At 52.2% G+C, this 2,565-nt stretch carries 3 protein-coding genes; all 3 read right to left on the bottom strand.

Going from position 1 to position 2,565, the window contains the following annotated elements:
• Positions 1-1,741 (bottom strand): DNA methyltransferase (locus ACOCD2_RS16550; protein WP_419625798.1); only part of this gene is annotated, 1,741 nt, incomplete at its 3' end.
• A 25-nt stretch (positions 1,742-1,766) separates the two neighbouring features.
• The gene (locus tag ACOCD2_RS16545) at positions 1,767-2,339 is read right to left on the bottom strand and encodes a hypothetical protein (RefSeq protein WP_293653039.1); all 573 of its coding nucleotides are present in this window, start codon (positions 2,337-2,339) and stop codon (positions 1,767-1,769) included.
• Between the two features lie 8 nt (positions 2,340-2,347).
• A partial coding sequence (locus ACOCD2_RS16540) for a hypothetical protein (RefSeq protein ID WP_419584447.1) occupies positions 2,348-2,565 on the bottom strand: 218 nt, incomplete at its 5' end.

Here is a 2,565-nt window from a genome sequence, read left to right as displayed (position 1 = left end):
AGCTGGTAAGGAAGAGCCAATTCTGCGGCAGCACCACGGATACCGTGCCACCGATAGCCCCCTCACCCCCGGCCCCTCTCCCCGAGGGAGAGGGGAGAGAACAGAATTCCAGACAGCGATCGAGAAAAACGGTGGCCAGATCATTTTTAGCTGCTGGGTAATGGCGTTCGCAAAACTCCCGTAGCCGCTGGTTCTGCTTGCCCCGTGCCAGATAAGGCACATTGGTGATCACCCATTGATACTGCCCGGCAAGCAGGGTGGCGGCTTTGGCAAGCCCCTGTGCCACTACAGTGGCTTCCTGCTGTTCGCAACCCTCTCCCCCGGCACCTCTCCCCGAGGGAGAGGAGAGCGATAAGGCATGTTCCAGGGTTTGGGAGAACTCATCCCAGTGCACCAACTTGGCGGCATCGGTTTTGGCGGGATTGAGCAGGCTGCCCAATACCGGCGCATCTTTGAAGGTGTCGTGCATCCAGTCTAGGGCAATGGTCAGGTTCTTTTTACCCAGGCCCAGTTGTTTCCATTCTTCCTTGGCAACACTCACCGACAGCCCAGAGCAAGCCAGATTCAGTTCCGGTAATGGGCGATAACCTATGGCGCCCTCACCCCCAACCCCTCTCCCAGAGGGAGAGGGGAGATTTGGGTATTTCCAGGCGGTCAACGCCAGGGCAAAGGCTGCCAGCTCCACGCAACGCTGGTCAATCTCTAAACCATGCAGATTTTCACGCAATACGGCATCTACCACTTCGTGTGCGGACAAGCCTTCCAACTCCATGCGCATGGGCACCAGCATCAAAAAGGCGGCAACGAGAAAATGACCGGAACCACAGCAGGGGTCGAGGGTTTTCAGATCACCCAGTTGTTCTGGCCAGGCATCAAAAGCGCCAGCTGCGGGTTGCCATTGCGTATCGCCTGCGTCGTCTTCAATCTGCACAAAACGCAGATACTCCAGCGGCACACCGGGCAGGGATGCCTTGTTACGCAGTTCTTCTTCACTGCTGGCATTTTTCAGATCTGCTTCGGTCAAACGACGTGCTGCCCACCAGGCTCCCAACGCATTATCTAGGAGGAAACTCACCATATAGGGTTCGGTAAACAACTGGGTGACGGCTGGCAGTTCCCGCGCACCGATTTTCACTTCTGATTTATTGACTTCATCTTTTCTCTTGGCCTGCCAGAACTGATAGACCCAACCCAGGGAATCAGACGCAGTAAAAACCTCAAGGGGCAGATCGGTCACTAGGTGTTCCAGCTTTTGCTGATGCTCCGGCGGCAGGGTCAGTTGGAAGACCGGTGAATCCAATCTGAAGATCTGCGGCAACATGCGAGCGGCGTAACGAGCCGCCAGCTCCCAGCCATTGGCCGCCCCTTCATCGGCGGCAAGGTCTTCACATTCTTCCAGGGTGATGGCTACCGGGTCATCGGGATCCGGGTACATGAGGAGGTTGTTCTCTGCCAGGAACCGGGCAAAGAGCATGCGGTGCCAATGTTCATAGGCCACTTCTTCTATCAAGCGGCTGATTTCCTGTTCACCCTTCGGATCGCGCCTGTCCCCCAACTGCCGTCCATGAACGCGAAGACGACGTCTCAAGGCTTTTTCTTCCTCGCTAAAATACCCATCGGGTTTGGCCTGCCCCACACCCAACTGATTCAAAGCAGCCAGGGCAGCGCTTTCAGCCACATCACGTGCTTCTTTGACGGTTTTTTCCAGGCGGCTGCGTAGCGTTTTTTCAAGGGGCTGCATAATCCTTTTCCCTAATAACCAGTCATCACGGAGCGGTTTGCGATAGAGTCTTTACAAGGTTAGATGCGGCCCTGGTAAAGTAGTACATTGGTTGGTTGTTCGAGTTGTAATCTTTTCTTAGCAGGCCGAGACTTAGCATAAGCTCTAAATCGTCCTGCAGAAAATGCCTCTCTTTGCATAAATAATTTGGTCCAGGCACCAATATAAGGCGCTTATCACTTCCTACTTCCTGTGATAGTAGAAAAAATTCCGTTTGGTTCTTATCCATCAAATCCAGTATTTCTATCGCCTGTTCTGATAACACTTTTGTCGCAAATTCCTTTGCCAAGTCTCCTATATCATCAGAGCGACTGGATAACGCAGCGATTTGGTTTGAAATTTCCTCTAGCCTGGTTTTTATGTGTCCAAGGTCATGGTTCAATAGTGCCTTGATGCTTGTAGTTGTTGTGTAGTTCTGTTCAACGATGCGCTTTATGTCTTGGTGATTGTGCTCACTCAGCCACTGTAAAAATTCGTCCATATCCAATGCTTTGCTTGCTTCACGTCCGGAAACAAAAGCAGAAACAAGACCCACAACTTGGGCAAATTCAGCAATCATATTTCTTCCTAGCTAACAATAACCGGGCCATTTTTCATGGCGACTTCAATTATTTCCTTTGCATTCTTCAACCAAGCATCCACATCCTCTGGCGTCTTGATTGTTCTTCTGGGAACAGAGATGAACTGCACTTCGGGCTCCATCATCTCTGCAGCACCAACCAATACCGTATCGAAACGGGATGGCATGGCTGCAACGCGATCTGCCAGGGCGCTCAAACTGATTC

Source organism: Thiolapillus sp. (assembly GCF_048562965.1).
Lineage (GTDB): Bacteria > Pseudomonadota > Gammaproteobacteria > Chromatiales > Chromatiaceae > Thiolapillus > Thiolapillus brandeum_A.
Note: the sequence above shows the minus strand (reverse complement) of the source record. Positions and strands in the feature narration are given on the sequence as shown.

Bases quoted from the DNA above. Each gene is read 5' to 3' on its own strand.
- ACOCD2_RS16545 (WP_293653039.1), bottom strand. From the start codon at position 2,339: ATGATTGCTGAATTTGCCCAAGTTGTGGGTCTTGTTTCTGCTTTTGTT.